This is a genomic window from Pseudarthrobacter sp. LMD1-1-1.1, from assembly GCF_040676255.1.
Classification (GTDB): Bacteria; Actinomycetota; Actinomycetes; order Actinomycetales; family Micrococcaceae; genus Arthrobacter.
The window spans coordinates 141,738-157,290 of record NZ_JBEGHP010000012.1; the positions used below are offsets into that span (position 1 = coordinate 141,738).

The 15,553-nt window shown below is 66.7% G+C and carries 15 protein-coding genes; 7 read left to right on the forward strand and 8 right to left on the reverse strand.

The window, feature by feature from the left end; genetic code table 11:
• Positions 1–5: 5 nt before the first annotated feature.
• On the reverse strand, positions 6–1,355 hold the full coding sequence (locus tag MRBLMD1_RS06195) for an aminomethyl transferase family protein (RefSeq protein WP_364398242.1): 1,350 nt from the start codon (positions 1,353–1,355) through the stop codon (positions 6–8).
• A gap of 206 nt (positions 1,356–1,561) precedes the next feature.
• Between MRBLMD1_RS06195 and MRBLMD1_RS06200 the strand changes: the two genes are divergently transcribed.
• From MRBLMD1_RS06200 to MRBLMD1_RS06230, 7 genes are all read left to right on the forward strand, one after another.
• A complete protein-coding gene (locus tag MRBLMD1_RS06200; RefSeq protein ID WP_364398244.1) occupies positions 1,562–2,659 on the forward strand; it encodes a 4-oxalomesaconate tautomerase in 1,098 nt (365 codons plus the stop codon).
• Positions 2,660–2,695: 36 nt separating this feature from the next.
• Positions 2,696–3,661 (forward strand): VOC family protein, encoded by a 966-nt coding sequence (locus MRBLMD1_RS06205; protein ID WP_364398246.1) that lies wholly within the window; start codon positions 2,696–2,698, stop codon positions 3,659–3,661.
• Positions 3,662–3,707: 46 nt separating this feature from the next.
• Positions 3,708–5,198, forward strand: coding sequence for an aldehyde dehydrogenase family protein (locus tag MRBLMD1_RS06210; protein WP_364398248.1), 1,491 nt, complete (start codon positions 3,708–3,710; stop codon positions 5,196–5,198).
• Between the two features lie 120 nt (positions 5,199–5,318).
• Positions 5,319–6,215 (forward strand): methylenetetrahydrofolate reductase, encoded by an 897-nt coding sequence (locus MRBLMD1_RS06215; RefSeq protein ID WP_364398250.1) that lies wholly within the window; start codon positions 5,319–5,321, stop codon positions 6,213–6,215.
• Between the two features lie 11 nt (positions 6,216–6,226).
• Positions 6,227–7,099, forward strand: a complete 873-nt coding sequence (gene purU / locus MRBLMD1_RS06220) for a formyltetrahydrofolate deformylase (protein ID WP_364398252.1) — start codon at positions 6,227–6,229, stop codon at positions 7,097–7,099.
• Between the two features lie 39 nt (positions 7,100–7,138).
• Positions 7,139–8,551, forward strand: coding sequence for a vanillate/3-O-methylgallate O-demethylase (ligM, locus tag MRBLMD1_RS06225; RefSeq protein WP_364398254.1), 1,413 nt, complete (start codon positions 7,139–7,141; stop codon positions 8,549–8,551).
• A gap of 69 nt (positions 8,552–8,620) precedes the next feature.
• On the forward strand, positions 8,621–9,241 hold the full coding sequence (locus MRBLMD1_RS06230) for a PadR family transcriptional regulator (RefSeq protein WP_159629540.1): 621 nt from the start codon (positions 8,621–8,623) through the stop codon (positions 9,239–9,241).
• A 16-nt stretch (positions 9,242–9,257) separates the two neighbouring features.
• On the opposite strand, the gene MRBLMD1_RS06235 is transcribed toward MRBLMD1_RS06230, so the two are convergent.
• From MRBLMD1_RS06235 to MRBLMD1_RS06265, 7 genes are all read right to left on the reverse strand, one after another.
• On the reverse strand, positions 9,258–10,514 hold the full coding sequence (locus MRBLMD1_RS06235) for an ABC transporter substrate-binding protein (RefSeq protein WP_224023830.1): 1,257 nt from the start codon (positions 10,512–10,514) through the stop codon (positions 9,258–9,260).
• Entirely contained in the window at positions 10,511–11,617 is a 1,107-nt protein-coding gene (locus MRBLMD1_RS06240; protein ID WP_364398257.1) for a branched-chain amino acid ABC transporter permease, read from the reverse strand. Before MRBLMD1_RS06240 ends, MRBLMD1_RS06235 begins: the two co-directional genes overlap by 4 nt.
• On the reverse strand, positions 11,617–12,498 hold the full coding sequence (locus MRBLMD1_RS06245; protein WP_159629536.1) for a branched-chain amino acid ABC transporter permease: 882 nt from the start codon (positions 12,496–12,498) through the stop codon (positions 11,617–11,619). Before MRBLMD1_RS06245 ends, MRBLMD1_RS06240 begins: the two co-directional genes overlap by 1 nt.
• A gap of 5 nt (positions 12,499–12,503) precedes the next feature.
• The gene (locus MRBLMD1_RS06250) at positions 12,504–13,214 is read right to left on the reverse strand and encodes an ABC transporter ATP-binding protein (RefSeq protein ID WP_255173762.1); all 711 of its coding nucleotides are present in this window, start codon (positions 13,212–13,214) and stop codon (positions 12,504–12,506) included.
• Positions 13,201–13,983 carry an ABC transporter ATP-binding protein gene (locus MRBLMD1_RS06255; protein ID WP_159629532.1) on the reverse strand — a complete coding sequence of 261 codons (783 nt, stop codon included), beginning with the start codon at positions 13,981–13,983 and terminating at the stop codon, positions 13,201–13,203. Before MRBLMD1_RS06255 ends, MRBLMD1_RS06250 begins: the two co-directional genes overlap by 14 nt.
• Before the next feature lie 134 nt (positions 13,984–14,117).
• Positions 14,118–14,405, reverse strand: coding sequence for a MoaD/ThiS family protein (locus MRBLMD1_RS06260; RefSeq protein ID WP_159629530.1), 288 nt, complete (start codon positions 14,403–14,405; stop codon positions 14,118–14,120).
• Positions 14,398–15,507, reverse strand: a complete 1,110-nt coding sequence (locus MRBLMD1_RS06265) for a WD40/YVTN/BNR-like repeat-containing protein (RefSeq protein WP_159629528.1) — start codon at positions 15,505–15,507, stop codon at positions 14,398–14,400. The genes MRBLMD1_RS06260 and MRBLMD1_RS06265 overlap by 8 nt, the downstream gene beginning before the upstream one ends.
• Positions 15,508–15,553 lie beyond the last annotated feature (46 nt).

Sequence of the window (15,553 nt, forward strand, 5' to 3'; positions counted from 1 at the left end):
GCAGTTCAGTGGGTGGCGCGGTAACTCTCGCGTGCGTATTGCACGAAGGGAGCGGGGGCGACGGTGGCCCGGATGGTGACCTGCCGGTGGGGTTCCACCTGCAGTTTGGCGGAGTTGGGCTCTTCGCCCCAGAGCACGGTGACCTCGGCGCCGTCCTCCAGTCCGTCCACCGCCGCCAGGGAAACAAAGGAGTGCTCGTTGGCGATGTAGCCGCAGTCAAAGGACTGGCCCACCGTTACGCCGCCCTGGAGCACCCGGTCCACCTGGAACAGGGCGTAGCGGGCCTTGGGCATGTCGATGTACTTGGCGGGAAGCCCGGGACGCAGGAGGGAACCCATCACGTCCTGGACGTCGTCCGGGTTCCAGACGAGTGTCACCTTGCGGCGGGAGGGTGTGCGGGAGAGCGCCTCCAGGGCCTCACGGCCCACGAAGTCGTGGTCGAATGCGACGGAGCGGCCGTACCCGAGCTCGTACGGGGTCAGGAAGTAATCCTCGATGTCCGGCGAATCGAAACTCCCGCCGAGTGAACCCGCCGCTGACGCCGGGAGCCATTCGCGGTAGCCGCGCAACCGTTCGTCCGTAAAGACCGCCGGGACGGGCGAGGGCACCCACCCGGACTCAAGGTTCGCCGTCGAGTAGCCTTTAGCCCCCACCTGGGTCAGCCCGAACTCGCCGCCGGCCTGCAGCAAAGCGTCCCTGACGCGTTCGCCCTCTGCCCAAGGGCCGAACAGCTCATAGCCGGGCTGCCCGGCCATGCCGTGCCGGATCGCCCGGACCTGCAATCCGGCGATGGGGAGGTGCCCCATGTGGAAGAAACCGAGCTGCGGCACAGGGGCGCCGGTGAGTTTTTCGACGAGGGCCAGGGCGGTTGGCCCCTGGAGTTCGTAGCGGAACAGCCGGGGGTCACCGGCGCGGACGATCGAGTTTCCGTCCCGGGAGACCTCAATGTCGTGGCCTCCGGTTTCGGCGTGGTGCTGCACCCAGTCGATGGCCATCGGGTGGCCCACCAGGTTGAAGGACTGTTCGTCGAGGTGTGCCAATATGGCGTCGCCGATGAGCTGCCCTGAATGGTTCACCGCGATGAACTGCTTGGCACGGTCCACGGGAAAGTTCGCGAAAGAGTTCACCGCGAGCCCGCGCAGCAATCCTTCCGCGCCCGGTCCGGAGAGGAAGAGATCGGTCATGTGGTGCGACTGGTCCAGGAGGGCACAGGCTGTACGCCAGGAATTCTGCTCGGAGCGCCAGTTGCTGAACTCGGCCCGCACTGGAAAAACGTGGGGGCTGGCCGGGGAATCGCGTAAAAGCTGGACCGGTGAAGCCGCCTGGTCGAGCGCCTCCTGCAAAGACCCTGTCACTGCGAAATGCCTGTCACTGCGAACTCCATCGTTCGGTCCACGGCGAAAAGCAGCCCCGGACGTCCAGTACCAACACGATTGCTAACAAAATTGTATCGGATGTCTTGACCAGAGTTCCAGAGCGTGGTTTTCTGGCACTGTCCGCCGGAAAGGACTGACCATGGGCCGCCCAGGCACCATGCCCGCCGTGGAACGCGAGGGTGCATATGCCCGATACAGAGGGGATCCCCTGCCTCCTGATGCGGGGCGGGACCTCCAAGGGTGCCCTGTTCCTGGCGTCGGACCTGCCTGCCGACCCCGGAGAACGCGACGACCTGCTGCTACGGATCATGGGCTCTCCTGATCCCCGCCAGGTGGACGGACTGGGTGGAGCGCACCCCCTGACCAGCAAGGTTGCCGTCATCGCGCCGTCTCCGGACGCCGGCGCGGACGTGGACTACCTGTTCCTCCAGGTCGCTGTGGACACCGCAATTGTCAGCAGCCGGCAGAACTGCGGCAACATCCTTGCCGCCGTCGGGCCCTTCGCCGTGGAACGTGGCCTGGTGCAGCCGGCGGACGGCCACACGGAAGTGCGCATCCGGATGCTGAACACGGGCAGCATGGCCACCGCACGGTTTGCCACCCCCGGCGGCGTGGTGGATTACGACGGCGGCCCGGCGGCAGGCGGTGCGGTGGCCATCGATGGCGTTCCGGGGACGGCGGCAGCCATCCGGCTCAATTTCGAGGGCACGGCGGGGTCTTCGACCGGCGCCCTGTTCCCCACGGGCAACGCGGTGGACCGCGCGGAGGGCATGGACCTCACCTGCGTTGACAACGGAATGCCCACCGTCCTGATGCGTGCCGCCGCTCTGGGCATCACCGGGAACGAGGCCCCTGCAGACCTCGAGGCCAATGAAGACCTGGCACAACGGCTGGCCGGGATCCGCCTCGCCGCGGCGGACCTGATGGGCATGGGCGATGTCAGCGCTGCCACCGTCCCTAAGCTGGTGCTGCTGGCGCCGCCACGGGACGGGGGCGCCATTGCCACCCGCAGCTTCCTTCCCGTCCGGGTCCACACCTCCATCGGCGTGCTCGGAGCACTCACGGTGGCGGCGGGTGTGCTGGCGGAGGGGTCGGTGGGCCATGACCTGGCCGCGCTTCCTTCACCGGGGGAACCCTTCCGGGTGGAACACCCCACCGGCCATTTTGACGTCGAGGTGGCCGTCGAGAAGACCCCGGACGGCTACACGGTGACCCGCTCAACTGCCCTCAGGACAGCACGGAAGATTTTCGAAGGACGCGTCTTCCCGCGCCCGCGCCCTTGACCACTGCACAACGACCCCTTGAGAGAGGACAGCTTCATGACCGGGTATACCTCGTTCGACGTCGCCCACCTGGGAAACGTGGAACTGCTGACCCCCGTCTTCGAGGAAAGCCTGTGGTTCTTCCGCGACCTGCTCGCCATGCGCGTTGTAGCGGAGACCGGCAGCGCCGGCACGAAGTCCGCCTACCTGCGGACCTGGGACGAATACCAGCTCTACACCCTCAAGCTCACCGCCTCAGCCGATGCCGGCGTCGGGCGCACCACCTTCCGGGCCACCAGCCAGGAGGCGCTGGAGCGCCGGGTCGCCGCCATCGAAGCCACCGGCCTGGGCATTGGCTGGGAAGACGGTGAGGTGGGAACGGGGCCGACCTATTCCTTCCGGGACCCCGACGGGCACCTCATGGGCATCTATTACGAGACCGAACGGTACGTGGCCACGGACGACAAACCCGCCCTGAAGAACCAGGCCTCGGCCTTCCCCGGCCGGGGCGTTAACGCCCGCCGGCTGGACCACATCAATTTCCTGGCCAAGGATGTGGTGGCCAACGGGGAGTTCGTGGCCCACGCGCTGTGCGGGCGGGAAAGTGAACGCATCCGGCTCGACGACGGCGGATACGCCGCGTGGTGGTTCCATTTCAACAACAAGTCCTACGACATCGTGTACTCCGACGACTGGCTCAAGCACGGCAACCGGCTCCATCACGTGGCCTTTGCTCCGGATACCCGCGAGGACATCCTGAAGGCCGCGGACATCTTCCTTGAAAACGGGATCCACATCGAGTCCGGGCCGCACAAGCACGCCATCAACCAGACGTTTTTCCTCTACGTCTGGGAGCCCGGCGGCAACCGGATCGAACTGGCCAACGCCGGCGCCCGCCTGCTGCTGGACCCGGACTCACCCGTGGTGGAGTGGAGCCAGGAGGAGCGCAGGAAGGGGCAGGCCTGGGGCATGAAAACCATCGAGACGTTCCATACGCACGGAACGCCAAACATCCGCCAGTGAGAAAATTAAAGGATCCCTGCAGTACCGCACAGAGAGGTGCATCATCATGACCAACACAGTGGACACGTCCGCCCCGGTGACCACCGGCCTCTACATCGGAGGCTCAGAACGGCAGGCCGCCGCCACCATGGATATTGCCGATCCGGGCAAGCCCGGCACCATCGTGGGCCACGCCGCGGCGGCCGGCGCGGCCGACGTCCAGGACGCCATTGCTGCGGCCAAGGCGGCCTACCCCGGATGGGCTGCACTGGGGGCGCAGGAGCGCGCAGACCGGATGCGGCAGGCACTGGAGGGCATCGCGGATTTCCGGGATGAGGATGCCGCCATCCTTTCGCAGGAAAACGGCAAGATCCGCATGGAAGCCTGGGTGGACTCCCTGGTGTTCGAGATCAGGTGGAACCTCGCCCTGGAACTGGCTCCCGACGTCGACACCGCCAAGGTGCTGCCGCCCGCGCCCGGCATTCCCGTCTCCACCTCGGTCACTTTCCAGCCCCTGGGCGTGGTGACGGTCATCGTGCCGTTCAACTGGCCCATTGCCATCCTCGCGGCCTCGCTGCCGCACGCATTGCTGGCAGGGAACACGGCAATCGTGAAGCCGCCGCCCACCGCGCCGCTGGCAACGACGCGCGTGGTCCAGCGGATTGCCGAAAAACTCCCGCCGGGGGTGCTGAACGTGGTGACCGGCAAGGACGCAGACATGGCTGCGCTCATCACCAGCCCGGACATCGCCAAGGTCTGCTTCACGGGAAGCGTGGGCGGCGGCAAGCGCATCATGGAAATGGCGGCAAAGTCACTCACCCGGGTAACGCTTGAACTCGGCGGAAACGATGCCGCCGTCATCCTCGCGGACGCGGTCTTCGATGACACCCACCTGGACCGGCTCTACGCCGCGATCTTCGATACCACCGGCCAGATCTGCATGAACGCGAAGCGGGTCTATGTGCACCGTTCGCGCCTGGACGAGGTGGTGGCGGGGCTCTCGCAGCGGCTGGAGAAGGCGGTCATTGGCTACGGGCTCGACGACGGGACCACCATGGGTCCGCTGCACTCCCCCGTACAAAAGGCCTTCGTGGCTGAGCTCATCGAGGAGGCCAAGGAGGCGGGCGCGGATGTCAGGGAATTCGGCACCCTTCCCTCGGACCCTGAACTGCACGGCGGGAACTTCCTGCGCCCGGCACTGGTCATCGATCCGGACCCCTCGCTGCGGGTTGTCACCCAGGAACAGTTCGGGCCGGTCATCCCCCTGATCCCGTTCGACACGGAGGACGAGGCGGTGGAGGCGGCGAACGCCACCTGGGCGGGGCTGTGCGGCTCGGTGTGGACCGCCGACCCGGCAGCGGCCGACCGCGTGGGCGGACGCCTGGTCTGCGGCTACGTCTGGGTTAACGACCACGGGGCAACCCGACTGGACCTGCGCGCGCCATTTGGCGGAATGAAGCAGTCCGGCATGGGCAGGGAACAGGGTATTGAAGGGGTCCGGGCCTTCCAGGACACCCGTGCCATCGCCCATCTGGAACCGGAAGCAGCACAGGGGTAGGCCCGGAACGGACGGCGGACCGGAAGGTTCCGGATTCCATCAATAGCTATCGACATTACCTATGCACATAGGTAATCTTAGAGGTGGGTGCACCGCTGCACCCGCCGAAAGGATGACCTGATGGCGACTCGAATCATGCCCGCCCCCAACCGGGCAGCATCCCTGGAACTCATCAACAACTTCTCGCTGGAGATGACCGGCAAGGACATTCCCGCCCTCATCGAAGCAAAAGACAGGATTCCGCCGGGCACCCGCATTAACGTCACCTTCCTCGGCAACGAGGACCTGGAGATGCGGGTGGCCGCCGCCAAGGCCGCCCGGGACCTGGGATTCATCCCCGTGCCGCACGTCTCGGCGCGCCGGCTGGCTTCGAAGGGCGAGCTCGAAAAGTTCCTTCAGCGCCTGGCGGATGTGGGCGCCGCCGAGCACCTGTTCGTGGTGGGCGGCGACCCCGCAGAACCCGAGGGCCCGTACGAAGACTCCCTGGCGCTGGTCAACACCGGCCTCCTGCAGCAGTTCGGGGTCCGGGAAGTGGGAATCGGCGGATATCCGGAGGGCCATCCCGATATCCGCAAGGAAGACCTTTGGCGGGCGCTGGAGGACAAGACCGCAGCCCTCGCCGCGCAGGACCTCGGCGCCTCCATCATCACCCAATTCGCCTTCGACACCGAACCGGTTGCTGCGTGGATCGCCGAGGTCCGGGCCAGGGGAATCCAGGCACCGATCCGCGTGGGCACCCCCGGCCCGGCGGGAGTCAAACGGCTCCTGGGCTTTGCGCGCCGTTTCGGGGTGGGCGCCAACGCGATGATCGTGAAGAAATACGGCTTCTCGCTGACCAACCTGATGGGCGATGCCGGCCCGGACCGGTTCGTGAACGACCTGGCCGCCGTCCTTGCCGACCGTGCGCCCGGCCAGGACCGGCGCCTCCCGGGGCAGGTTGGCCTGCACTTCTATACGTTTGGCGGCCTGCTGGCCACGGCCAACTGGGTCCGGCACTTCACCGCGGAAGAGGACTAGGACGGCATCCGATGGTCCTGCATACTGAATCCCGCAAGGACCAGTCCTGCCTGATCGTCCACGGGCCGGACCAGCCGGGCATCGTGGCTGCGGTGGCCGCCCTGGTGACCCGCAACAGGGGAAACATCGTCTCCCTGGACCAGTACTCCAGTGATCCTTCGTCGGGCGACTTCTTCCAGCGGGTGGTCTTCAACCGGCCGGACCTGGCCGCCGCGATGCCTGAGATCGAGGCCGACCTCGCCAGGACCCTCACCCCGCTGGGGCTGTCCTGGACCCTGACCGACCGCTCCATCCCCAAGCGCATGGCCATCCTGGTATCCACCTCCGACCACTGCCTGCTGGAACTGCTCTGGCGGCACCGGAGGGGTGAACTGCCGGTGACCATTCCCATGGTGATCTCCAACCACACGAACACGGCCGAGGATGTGCGGGCCTTTGGCGTTCCGTTCTTCCACGTCCCCTCCGCCGGGCCGGACAAGGCAGCAGCGGAGGCCCAGATCCTGAAGCTGCTGGAGGGCAACGTGGACTTCGTGGTGCTGGCCCGGTACATGCAGATCCTGTCCCCCGGATTCCTGGACTCGGTTTCCGTGCCGCTGATCAATATCCACCACTCCTTCCTGCCTGCGTTCGTGGGCGCCGCGCCCTACCGCAAGGCCAAGGAGCGGGGGGTCAAACTGATCGGCGCCACCTCGCACTACGTGACCAAGGACCTGGACGAGGGGCCCATCATCGAACAGGACGTGGCCCGCGTAACGCACGGGCACTCCGCCCTGGATCTTCAGGCGCGCGGCGCCTACGTGGAACGCGCGGTGCTCTCCCGCGCCGTCCAGTGGCATGCCGAGGACCGGGTCATCCGGCACGGCAACCAGACCATCGTCTTCTAAAGACCCACCACCAATCCGATACAGAACAAGAGGTTCAACGTGGCACCGAAAAACCTGCAGGAAGTCCTCGACGCGTCGAAGGGGGCGGTTGACCTCCTCCGCAACTCCCAGATCGGCTCCTACATCTACCCGGTGGTCCCGGCCGACTTCCAGAACTGGATCAAGGAGCAGACCGCGTGGCGGCAGACGGCCGTGCTGTACGACCAGTCGCACCACATGGACAACCTGTTCCTGAAGGGCCCGGACGCGATCAAGCTGATCACCGCCACCGCCATCAACTCCACCGCCACCTTCCCGGTGAACAAAGCCAAGCAGTACGTGCCCACCACCGAGTCCGGGCACGCGATCGGCGACGGCATCCTCTTCCACGAGGCGGAGGACGAATACGTATACGTCGGCCGCTCCCCGGCGGCCAACTGGCTGCTCTACCACGGCGAGACGGGCGGCTACCGGGACCTGGACATCACTGTGGACCGGCGCTCACCGTCGCGGCCGTACGGCCACCCGGTGACCCGCCAGTACTACCGCTTCCAGATCCAGGGGCCCAATGCCTGGCAGGTCATCGAAAAGCTCAACGGCGGCGCACTGGAGCAGCTCAAGTTCTTCAACATGTCCACCATGGCCATCGCCGGCACCACCGTCCGCACCCTGCGGCACGGGATGGCCGGCGCACCGGGCCTGGAGGTGTGGGGACCGTACGCGGACCACGACCGCATCCGCGACGCGATCGTGGAGGCCGGAGCCGAGTTCGGGCTGGTCCCCGTCGGTTCCCGGGCGTACCCGTCCAACACCCTCGAGTCCGGCTGGATCCCGTCGCCGCTGCCCGCCATCTACACCGGCGAAGCGGAGCGCGGCTACCGCGAATGGCTGCCCGCTGACGGCTACGAAGCCACCGGGACCCTGGCGGGCTCGTTTGTGTCCGGGAACATCGAGGACTACTACCTGACCCCGTGGGAGCTGGGCTACGGCTCGTTCGTCAAGTTCGACCACGACTTCATTGGCCGCGACGCACTCCAGAAAATCGACCCCGCCGCCCAGCGCAAGAAGGTCACCCTGGCCTGGGACGCGGAAGATGTCACCTCCATCTTCGCGTCGCTGTTCAACGTGGACGGACCCAGCTACAAGTTCTTTGACCTGCCCCTGGCAAACTACGGCTCGGCCAACTACGACTCGGTGGTGGACGCCGACGGAACGGTGGTGGGCTACTCGATGTTCACCGGCTACAGCGCCAACGAACGCCGGGCCCTGTCGCTGGCCACCATCGATCCCAACGTCCCGGAAGGCACGGAACTCAAGGTCGTGTGGGGTGAGCCGAACGGCGGAACCGCCAAGGCCGCCGTCGAACCCCATGTGCAGACTGAAGTGCGGGCCGTGGTCAGCCCCGTGCCCTACTCCACCGTGGCGCGCGCCACGTACCACGGCGGGTGGCGGACGAACTACCAGTCGGCCTAGGCTGGGGACCCCGGAGTGCGGGGGCGAGTGCGCCCCCGCACCTTCCTTGAGCCCTTGGAGGAGTACCGCATGAGCCTTCGGTACGCGCTGCTTGCGCTGCTGCGCGTGGGCCCGCTGTCAGGCTACGAACTGCAGAAGCAGTTCTCCATGTCGGTGGGGCACGTGTGGCATGCCCCCGACTCCCAGATCTACCCCGAGCTGCGCAAGATGGAAGCGGAGAACCTCATCGAGGGTGAGGAGCAGCCCAGGGGCCAGCGCGCCACGCGGCGGCTGTACCACGTGACGGATACCGGAAACCAGGCCTTCCTCGACTGGATGCAGACCCCCTTGGAGTACGCCCGGGTCCGCGACCCCGCCCACCTGCGGGCCGCCTACCTTGAAGCGGCGTCGCCGGAGGCCGCCCGTGCGTTCTTCCGCCGGCACAAGGAGCAATGGGAGTCCGAACTCGCCCAATGGGAGGGTGAGCTCCAGCGCATCGACCAGGTGGACAACCCAATGCTGGTGCGCCGCCTGGCCGTGACCGATCCGGCCGACCGCGAACGGACCATCGCTTTTAAAAGGTTCACCTACGAGGGCCTGGTGGACCGGGCGCTTGTGGAGATTGCGTGGGCCCGGCGCGGGCTGGAACTGGTGGACGCCCTGGAAGCTCCGGGCGGCACGAGGCCGGTGCCAAGCGCCGCCCGGAGCTGATCAGACCCGGGGCTGATCAGCCAAAGTTCTCGGCAGTTGCATAGCCCTTGCCGTTGTACTTCTGCACCACCACCGAGGACACGGCCGGCTGGCCATCCACCGTCGTGTTGACCGACGTGCCCTCCAGCATCAGTGGCGCCTTCAGGTCCTTGATATCCCGCAGCGCCGTCATGAAGCTGTCCCGCGTGGGCTCCTTCATGTTCTGGAACGCCTTTTCAAGGGTGGCCCCCACCATGTAGCTCCACATGCAGTGCGGGAAGGCCGGCATGTCCGGGTAGTTTCCGTACTTCTTCAGTTCGTCGAGGAATTTGACGACGTCGGGGTCCTTGGCGAACGCCGGGCTCTGCGGTGCCTTGGCAAAGGACACTGAGTAGATGCCGGGGTAGGCGGAGGCGCCACCCGGTTCGAGGATCGCTGTGGGGCTGGACGTGTTGGAGGGCAGGAACCAGCTGGGCTTCCAGCCGATCTGCTGCGCCTTCTGCAACGAGGCGATGGTCAGCGGCGTGATGGACATGGCGTTGAAGAAGACATCCGCCCCGGAGGAGGCCAGCTGGGTGAGCTGGGCATCAACGGACGTATCGGTGGCCTCATAGGTCTGCTCGCCCACCACCGAAATGTTGGACGCCCCCTGGATGGCCTCCTTGAAACCCGAGACGTAGCCCTTGCCGTAGTCATCGTTCTGCGACAGGATGGCCACCTTGTGCTGCGCACCCGACTTCGCCAGGAGCTTTCCGAACGCGGCACCCTCATTCTGGTAGACGGGCACGAAGCCCAGTTGCCAGGGGCTCTGCTTCCGGTCGCTGAAGAGCGGGTCACCGGTCATCACCAGCACCTGCGGGACCTTCTGGCTGATGGCAGCGTCACGGAATGCCCTGTTGGTGGGCGTCCCCAGGCCCGCGGTGGCGGCAAACACGTTGTCGGACACCATCTGCTGGAAGTTGGCCAGGGACTTTTGTGGGTCGTAGGCGTCGTCGTAGGACTTAATGTTTACGGTGCGCGTCTTGCCGTCACCAAACTTCACCCCGCCGGCGGCGTTCGCGGCCCCGAAGTACGCCGAGACCCCGGCGACCGTGCACTTGCCCGGCCCGGCAGTGGCGCCGCTGAGCGGCGTGGTGATCCCCAGCGTGATCGCCGAGTCCGTGATCCCCGGGGAGGATGCCGAACCGCCGCCCTGGCCGCCGCTGTCACCCCTGCATCCGGACAGGGAAAGCGCGACGGCGGCCGTCACGGCAACGATGCCAAGTACCCCGCCGGGCTTCTTTCTCATCTTCATGGTCCATCCTGCCTCTCTGTTTGTTCGTGTCCATCCAGCGCACTGTCCGGTACCGGATGGCGCGCTGGAGCGTTCTGCTCGGAGGTCTGCGCTGGAGGGGCCGCGGTGGAACGGCCGGTGGAGCGGCCGCGGGCGGCATCGGTCCGGCGGGCCAGCCGCCGCACCACCCGGGGCAGGCTGACCAGGCCGCCGGGCAGCAGGAACAGCACCGCCAGAAGGATGGCGCCCTGGCTGATGGTGGTGAGGTTGGGGTCGATGGCGTTGGTCAGTTGCGGGACGAAGACGTAGTAGGCGCCTCCCAGGAGGGAACCGGCGATGCTTCCGGCTCCGCCGATGACCATCGCGGCCAGGAGGCTGATGGAGTGGCCGAAGCTGAGGGTCTCAGGCGAGGTGTATTGCACGGCCGCGAGGTACAGGAAGCCGCTGGCGCCGCCGAAGATGGAGGCGATGGTGAAGGCGAGGACCTTGGTCCGGTAGGGCGAAATGCCCATGGAGGCCGCAACGGCCTCGTTTTCCCGGACGGCCGCAAATGCCCGCCCGTACTTGCCCCGGACCAGGCTCCGCGCCAGCAGGAAGGCCGCGGCCGCCACCACCAGGACGATGTAGAACTGCCATTGGTCGTTGTCCAGCCCGGACCAGTCCGGGGCGTCCGTGAACCGCGCGGAAATCCCCTGCGAGCCGCCGGTAAATTCGGAGAGGCGCTTGGCCAGGGGCACGCCGACGATCGGGAGGGCGATGGTGACCATCGCGATGGCAAGGCCGCCCAGACGGGCGGCGGCAAGGGCCACCAGCAGCCCCACCACGCCGGCAACGGCGCAGGCGGCGGCGAACACCAGCAGGATGTTCCAGCCATGGTTGACGCCGTACGCGGTGACATAGGCGCCCAGCCCCACGAAGAAGATCTGCCCAAGGTTGACCTGGCCTGTGTAGCCCATGACGATGTTCAGCCCGAGCACCGCCACGGCATAGACACCGATGCGGACCAGCGTTTGGTTGGCAAAGGCCGGCAGGGCCAGCGGGGCCACGATCAGCACCACGGCCACGACGGCGGCGAGGACAATCCGGACCCATGGCCTGCGGGCGGTGGCGGCAACGGCGTTCATCAGACCCTCACCACGACCTTTCTGCCGAACAGGCCCTGGGGGCGAACGATGAGGATGACGAAGATCAGCGCGAAGGGCACGGCGATTTTGAGGTCGTGGCCAATGAGGGGAACGTAGACGGCCACCAGGTTTTCCAGGACACCGATGGCCGATGCCGCCACCACGCAGCCGATGGGGCTGGTCAGGCCGCCGAGGATCACGGCTGCGAGCGCGTAAACCAGTGCGGTGTCCAGCATGCCGGGCGTGAGGGTCAGCTGCGGAGCCACCAGGACGCCGGCAATCGCCCCCAGGGTGGCGGCAAGTCCCCAACCCACCATGAGCAGGCGGCCCACCGGCAAGCCGGAAAAAGCGGCCGACGCCGGGTTGTCGGCAACGGCGCGAAGGGCCAGTCCCAGCTTGGTGCGCAGGAAGAGCAGCTGCAGGACCACCATGATCACAACTATGGTCACGGCGGTGGCAAGGGACCTGACGCTTACCACGGCCCCCAGGATTTCAACGCTGGTCAGCGGGAAAAGCGACGGGAAGCCCAGGTTGTTGTAGCCCCAAAGGACCGCGCAGATGCCGGTGACCAGGGTGAGCAGGCCGATGGTCACCACCACTGCGGTGTCCGGATCCCCCCGTTCAAACCGCCGGATCAGGAAGCGTTCCACCAGTGCGCCGAAGAGGAAGGACAGGACAATGGCAATGATGATGGCCAGGATGAGCGGCAGGCCGAGCTGCACGAAAACGTAGGCGATGTAGGCGGACAGCACGGCCATGCCGCCCTGCGCGAAGTTGATCAGGCCGGTGGCCTGGTTCACCAGCACGATGGCCAGGGCCAGGGCGGCGTAGATGGAGCCGGTGGCGAGGCCGTCGACCACGAGTTGGATGAAGGTTCCCATGCCGGTCAGCCTCCCAGGTAGGCGCGGCGGATTTCGTCCATGCCCTTGAGTTCGGCCGAGGTTCCGGTGAGGACGTTCCGGCCCGTTTCCAGGACGGTGGCGGTATCCACCAGGGAGAACGCGAGGTTCGCGTTCTGTTCCACCACCAGCATGGCGATCCCGGACTCGAGCCGCAGCCTGCGGATGGCCTGGTAGACCGCCTTGGCGGTACTGGGCGCCAGCCCCAGCGAGGCTTCGTCCAGGAGCAGCAGTTTGGGTTTGGCCATGAAGGCGCGGCCCACCGCGAGCATTTGTTGTTCGCCGCCCGAGAGTGCCGCTGCCCGCGAGCCAACCCTGTCCTGCAGTTGCGGAAACAGGTCCAGGCAGTAGTCGATATCGCCGGCGATCGCCTTCCGGTCCTTGCGCAGGTAGGAGCCCACCATCAGGTTCTCGCGCACGCTCAGCTGGCCCAGCGTGCCCCGGCCCTCGGGCACGTGGGCTATGCCCAGCGCGGCCACCTGGTCCGGCCGCAGGCCCCGGATGTCCCGGCCATCGAACCTGATCCGTCCACCGGTCCTGACGCTGCCGCTGATGGCCCGGAGAGTGGTGGTCTTGCCCGCCCCGTTCGCACCCAGGATGCCCACGGACCCGCCGTCCGGCACGCTGAGCGAGACCCCGTCCAGGACCTGCACGGGGCCGTAGGACGCTGTCACGTCCGTGAGTTCAAGCAGCGTCATCAGCGGCGTCCTTCCCAATGTAGGCCTCGATGACGCGCGGATCGGACTGGGCCTCCGCCGCAGTTCCCGACATCAGCTTTCGTCCGTGGTCCAGGACCACCACCTGGTCCGTGAGCGCGGAGATGAGTCCCATGTGGTGCTCCACGATGATGATGGTGACGTCCTGCTCGGCGCGGAGGCGCTTCACGGTGGCGATGAGTTGTTCAACTTCCCCGTGGGAGAGCCCGGCTGCCGGCTCGTCGAGAAGAAGCAGTGCGGGCCTGGAAAGAAGGGCCCGCCACAGCTCGATGCCTTTATGGAGCCCGTGGGATAGTTCGTCGGCAGGCACATCCGCCGCCCAGCCCAGCCCGGCCTTGGCGAGGAGTTCGAGCGCCTCGCTGCGGACGGCGCGCTCGGCCCGGACGGTGTAGGGCATCCTGAGCGCCCACGAGACCGGGCCGCCGGGCAGCCGCGTGTGCCCTCCGAGGAGCACGTTCTGCAGAACTGTGGCGTTCAGCTGCAGTGCCGGATGCTGGAAGGTGCGTGCAAGTCCAAGGCGGGCCATCCGGGACGGGGCGCTCCCGGAAACCTCGGTCCCGTCGATGGAAATCGAACCGGAGCTTGGCCGGTAATGGCCGCTGATGCAGTTGAACAGGGAGGTCTTGCCGGCACCGTTCGGGCCCACCAGGCCAAAGATCACGCCGGGCTCGACGTCGAAACTGACGTCCTGCAGCACCTTGACCCCGCCGAAGTGCAGGCTGACGTCCTTGAGGCTCAGGCTCGCGGCCACCCTGTACCTTCCTGTCGCATCATCGCTAGGAATGGGTGCAGTCGATCACCACTGCACGAAACCGACGGTACGGATCGCGGACGAAATTGTCAACGATTTTGGAATCGTTTGGCGGTCAGGACTTCGGGCGCGGCTTAGCCACCCGCAACGGACTGGATCACCAGCACTTCTTGGCCCGGTTGTACCTCGGTGTCCAGGCCCTGCAGGCGCCGGACTTCGTCGCCGTTCACATAGATGTTGACGAATTTGCGCAGGGCGCCGGTCTCGTCGCGGAGCCGCCGGCCCAGCACGGCATAGTCCGCGGCCACCGCGTCAAGCAGGTGTGCCACCGTCACCGGCCCGTCGGCCCGGGTGGACAGGACGGCCTGCCCGCCGGCCAGCGGCTGCAGGACACCGGGAAGCAGCAGCGAGATCTCAGGCACCGGCCACCACTGCCGCCCGGACGCAGAGGACGTCCGGCAGGTGCGATGCCACTTCACTGAAAGTCTCCCCTTCGTCCGCACTCGCGTAGACGGACCCGCCCCGGGTGCCGAAGTAGACGCCGGCGGGTTCGGCCGTGTCCACCGAGGCGGCGTCCCTGAGCACGCTGTTGTATTCGTGCCCGGGGAGTCCGGTGCTGAGCCGCTTCCAGCTGTTCCCTGCGTCGTCCGTGCGGTGGACGGCGAGCTTTCCGTCGGGAGGAATGCGTTCGCCGTCGGCCTTCAGCGGAACAACCCAGGCGGTCCCGTCCCGGCGCGGATGCGTCAGCATCACGAAGCCGAAGTCCGCGGGCAGGCCCTCGGCGATGGAGTTCCAGCTGTCGGCATTGTCGTCTGTCCGGTAGACCCCGTGGTGGTTCTGTGCGTAGAGGCGTCCTGCCACCGCGGCATCGGCAGCGATCTTGTGAACGCACTGGCCGAACTCCGGGTTTGGGTCCGGCATGAAGTAGGCCGAGATGCCCTTGTTGCGCGCTTCCCAGGACGTGCCGCCGTCGAGCGAGCGGTACACGCCGCCGGTGCTCATGGCGACGTGCACGGTTTCACCGGCAGGGTCCACCACGATGGAATGTGCCGCTGCACCGCCATAGCCGGCTCCCCATTCACTGCGGTGCGGGTGGTCCCACAGGCCCCGGTTCAACTCAAAGTGCTCGCCGCCGTCCGTGGACTTCCAGACAGAGATGGGCTCGGCGCCGGCCCACACCACCCCGGGACGGGACTCTGCGTCCGGATAGATCTGCCACACACGGTCCAGGGCGGCGCCGGTGTCCTCGGGAAACGTGATGGCACCATGTTCCGGCTCGGACCACGTGGCGCCCAGGTCATCGGAGTGTGCAACCGTGGGCCCCCAGTGCGGGCTGCGGACGCCCACCAGGATGCGGGTGCGGCCCTCCCTGGTATCGATTCCGATGCTGGGGATTTCAGCCATGAGGAAATGCGGGCCGGTGAAGGACCACTCCCGCCTGTCCCGGCTTGTGGCGAGCCACAGCCCTTTCTTGGTGCCGATTGCCAGGAGGAATGATTCTGCCGCCGTTGCCATGCGGACCATGCAACCACCGGAGCGGCCAGGGCGCAACGGGTACAGGCCCCCTTCA